This is a genomic window from Pseudomonas sp. 18.1.10, from assembly GCF_024655625.1.
GTDB lineage: Bacteria > Pseudomonadota > Gammaproteobacteria > Pseudomonadales > Pseudomonadaceae > Aquipseudomonas.
This window is the reverse complement of the sequence record NZ_JANLGL010000325.1, coordinates 1-4,550: the sequence shown is the minus strand read 5'-3', so window position 1 is coordinate 4,550 and position 4,550 is coordinate 1. Positions and strand designations below refer to the sequence as shown.

Sequence of the window (4,550 nt, the reverse complement as noted above, 5' to 3'; positions counted from 1 at the left end):
CAGAATGCGGTGTGTCAGTCAACTCATCAGGTGGCTGACACACCGCATTCGCGAGCAAGCCCGCTCCCACATTGGATCTCTGGTGTTTGCGGGATTGTGCAAGGATATACGCCCGCAGCCCGGCGTGGGCCGCACCTTACATTTCTTCACAGACGACCTACACAGCTTCACAGCACCCAGGCCACGCGGGCCTTAGGATGCACCGGTCATTATTGGGATAAGAGCATGTCGAAGAATCTGTTTGCGCCGTTTTGCCTGCTGGCCCTGACCCTTGCCCTGAGCGCGTGTGACCAGTCCGCCGCCGAGGCGCCGCAGATGCCCCTGGCCAAAGTGCGTATCGAAACCCTTGAAGCCAAGCCCCTGTCCATCAGCAGCGAGCTGAGCGGGCGCATCGCCGCGCCGCGCATTGCCGAGGTGCGCGCACGGGTGGCCGGCGTGGTGATGCAGCGGGTGTTCAAGGAAGGCCATGACGTCAAACAGGGCGACGTGCTGTTTCGCATCGACCCGGCGCCGTTCAAGGCCGACCTCGACAGCGCCCAGGCCAACCTGAGCAAGGCCGAGGCCAACGCGTTCCAGGCGCGCCTGCAAGAGCAGCGCTACAGCCAACTGGTGGCCGACAAGGCCATCAGCGGCCAGGACTACGACAACGCCCGCGCGGCGCGGCGCCAGACCAACGCCGAAGTCGCCGCCAACAAGGCCGCCGTGGAGCGCGCCAGGCTGAACCTGGGCTACGCCACCGTGACTGCGCCGATTTCCGGGCGCATCGGCCGTGCCCTGGTGACCGAGGGGGCGCTGGTGGGCCAGAACGAGGCCACGCCGCTGGCGATCATCCAGCAACTGGACCCGATCCACGCCGACCTCACCCAGTCCACCCGCGAGCTGAACGACCTTCGCCGCGCCTTCCGCGCCGGCAGCTTGAAGCAAGTTGGCCAGGACCAGGCCAAGGCCACGCTGATCGAGGACGACGGCAGCCTGTACCCGTTGCCGGGCAAGTTGCTGTTCGCCGAGATCAGCGTCGACCCGGGTACCGGGCAGATCATCCTGCGCAGCGAATTCCCCAACCCGGACCTCGACCTGCTGCCCGGCAGTTTTGTGCGGGTGCGCCTGGAACAGGCCGTCGACAAGCAAGGCATCAGCGTGCCGCAACGCGCCATTACCCGCGACAGCGCCGGCATCCCCATGGTGCTGCTGCTGGACGCCGAGCAAATCGTCAGCCAGCAACCGGTGGAGCTGGGTGCGGTGATCGACGACCGCTGGGTGGTCAGCCACGGCCTCAAGCCCGGCGACCGCATCGTCGTGGAAGGCCTGCAACACGCCCGCCCCGGGGAAAAAGTCGAGGTGGACAACAGCCCCACTTCTGGCCAGCTCGCAAAGGAATAATCCGCCATGCCGCAGTTCTTTATTGACCGCCCGATCTTCGCCTGGGTGGTGGCCCTGTTTATCCTGCTGGCCGGCTTGCTGGCCATCCCGCAGTTGCCGGTGGCGCAGTACCCCAACGTCGCGCCGCCGAAAGTCGAAATCTATGCGGTGTACCCGGGTGCGTCGGCGCAAACCCTGGATGAAAGCGTGGTCAGCCTGATCGAGCAGGAGCTCAACGGCGCCGATCACTTGCTGTATTTCGAATCCCAAAGCAGCCTCGGTTCGGCCACCATCACCGCCACTTTCCAGCCGGGCACCGACCCGGAGATGGCCCAGGTCGACGTGCAAAACCGCCTCAAGGCCGTTGAGCCGCGCCTGCCGCAGGCCGTGACCCAGCAAGGCTTGCAGGTGGAGAAAGTCTCCGCTGGCTTCCTGTTGCTGGTCACCCTCACCTCCAGCGATGGCAAGCTCGATGACGTCGCGCTCAGCGATTACCTGGCGCGCAACGTGATGAACGAGCTCAAGCGCCTGGACGGCGTGGGCAAGGCGCAGCTGTATGGCGCCGAACGGGCGATGCGCATCTGGATCGACCCGCAGAAGCTGATCGGCTTTAACCTCACGCCCGCCGATGTGAATGCGGCCATTAGCGCGCAGAACGCCCAGGTCTCGGCCGGCAGCATCGGTGATTTGCCGGGCACCAAAACCCAGGAAATCACCGCGGCGATCCTGGTCAAAGGCCAGCTGTCGACACCGGCGGAATTCGCCGACATCGTGCTCAAGGCCAACCCGGACGGCTCCACCGTGCGCGTCGGCGACGTGGCGCGGGTGGAAATCGGCAGCCAGGAATACCAGTTCTCCACGCGCTTGAATGGCAAGCCGTCCACCGCCGTCAGCGTGCAATTGGCGCCCGGCGCCAACGCGCTGAACACCGCGACCCTGGTGCGGGCGAAGATGGACGAGCTGTCGCGCTACTTCCCGGCAAACGTGGAGTACAAGATTCCGTACGACACCTCGCCCTTCGTCAAGGTCTCGATCACCAAGGTCGTCTACACCTTGCTGGAGGCCATGGCGCTGGTGTTTGCGGTGATGTTCCTGTTCCTGCAGAACGTGCGCTACACACTGATCCCGACGCTGGTGGTGCCGATTGCGCTGATGGGCACCTTTGCCACCATGCTGTTGTTGGGGTTCTCGATCAACGTGCTGACCATGTTTGGCATGGTGCTGGCCATCGGCATCCTGGTGGACGATGCGATTGTGGTGGTGGAGAACGTCGAGCGGATCATGGTCACCGAGGGCCTGTCGCCCAAGGAAGCCACGCGCAAAGCCATGGGCCAGATCACCGGGGCCATTGTCGGCATCACCCTGGTGCTGGTGGCCGTGTTCCTACCGATGGCGTTCATGGCCGGTTCGGTGGGGGTGATCTACCAGCAGTTCTCGCTGTCGATGGCCACCTCGATCCTGTTCTCGGCGTTCCTCGCCCTGACCTTGACCCCAGCCCTGTGCGCCACCTTGCTCAAGCCGATTGCCAAGGGCGAACACCACGCCAAGGGCGGTTTCTTCGGCTGGTTCAACCGGCGCTTCGAGCAGCTCACCGACCGTTATGAAGGCTGGGTGGCCTACGCCCTCAAGCGCAGCGGCCGTTACCTGCTGATTTACCTGGTGCTGCTGGTGGGCCTGGGCTGGATGTTCACGCGCCTGCCCTCCTCGTTCCTGCCGGTGGAAGACCAGGGCTACACCATCACCGACATCCAGCTGCCGCCCGGCGCCAGCAAGAACCGCACGGTGCAGGTGGCCGAGCAGATCGAAGCGCACAACGCCGGCGAGCCGGGGGTGGGCGATACCACCATGATTATGGGCTTCAGCTTCTCCGGTTCGGGGCAGAACGCCGCGTTGGCGTTTACCACGCTCAAGGATTGGTCGGCGCGCGGCAGCGCGGATTCAGCCATGGCGATTGCCGACCGCGCCAACATGGCGTTCAGCGAACTCAAGGACGCGATTGCCTACGCCATCCTGCCGCCGCCGGTCGACGGCCTGGGCACCTCCAGCGGCTTTGAGTTCCGCTTGCAGGACCGCGGTGGCGTCGGCCATGCGGCCTTGATGGCGGCGCGTACCGAGTTGCTCGCGGCGGCGGAAAAAAGCCCGATCCTCGCCAACGTGCGTGAAAGCGCCCTGGCCGAAGCGCCGCAGGTGCAGTTGCAAGTGGACCGCAAACAGGCCAACGCACTGGGGGTGTCCTTTGCCGATGTGGGCAACGTGCTGTCCTCGGCGATTGGTTCGGCCTATATCAACGACTTCCCCAACCAGGGCCGCATGCAGCGGGTGGTGGTGCAGGCCGAAGGCGACCAGCGCAGCCAGGTGGCCGATCTGATGAAGATCCATGTGCGCAACAAGGCCGGGAAGATGGTGCCGCTGTCGGCGTTTGTCGAAGCCAAGTGGACCCAGGGCCCGGCGCAGTTGACACGCTATAACGGCTACCCGGCCATCGCCATCAGCGGCGAAGCGGCCCCGGGGCACAGCACCGGCGAGGCGATGGATGAAATCCAGCGCCTGGTCAGCCAGCTGCCGGCGGGTTTGGGCCAGGAATGGACCGGGCTGTCGTTGCAGGAGCGTTTGTCCGGTGCCCAGGCGCCGTTGCTGTTGGGCCTGTCGTTGCTGATCGTGTTCCTGTGCCTGGCGGCGTTGTATGAAAGCTGGTCGATCCCCACATCGGTGTTGCTGGTGGTGCCACTGGGCGTGCTCGGCGCAGTGCTGGCGGTGAGCTTGCGCGGCATGCCCAACGATGTGTTCTTCAAGGTCGGCTTGATTACCATCATTGGCCTGTCGGCGAAGAACGCGATCCTGATTATCGAGTTTGCCAAGGACCTGTATGACCAGGGCGAAGACCTTATCAGCGCAACCTTGAAAGCGGCACGCCTGCGCTTGCGGCCAATCATCATGACCTCGCTGGCGTTCATCCTTGGCGTGGTGCCGTTGGCGATTGCCACCGGGGCCAGCTCGGCGAGCCAGCAGGCGATTGGTACGGGGGTGATTGGCGGGATGATTACGGCGACGCTGGCGGTGGTGTTTGTGCCGGTGTTTTTTGTGGTGGTGATGAAGCTGGTGAAGAAAAAACCTCGATAGCACGAACACCGCAGTTCCCCTTGTGGGAGCGGGCTTGCTCGCGAAAGCAGTGTGTCAGTCACCGGATGCAT

The 4,550-nt window shown here is 64.2% G+C and carries 2 protein-coding genes; both read left to right on the top strand.

All coding sequences use genetic code 11. From position 1 onward, the window contains the following. The first annotated feature begins 225 nt into the window (after positions 1–225). On the top strand, positions 226–1,380 hold the full coding sequence (locus tag NUV89_RS27860; RefSeq protein ID WP_257783847.1) for an efflux RND transporter periplasmic adaptor subunit: 1,155 nt from the start codon (positions 226–228) through the stop codon (positions 1,378–1,380). A gap of 6 nt (positions 1,381–1,386) precedes the next feature. Beyond that, entirely contained in the window at positions 1,387–4,479 is a 3,093-nt protein-coding gene (locus NUV89_RS27855; protein WP_257783846.1) for an efflux RND transporter permease subunit, read from the top strand. The last annotated feature ends 71 nt before the right edge of the window (positions 4,480–4,550 follow it).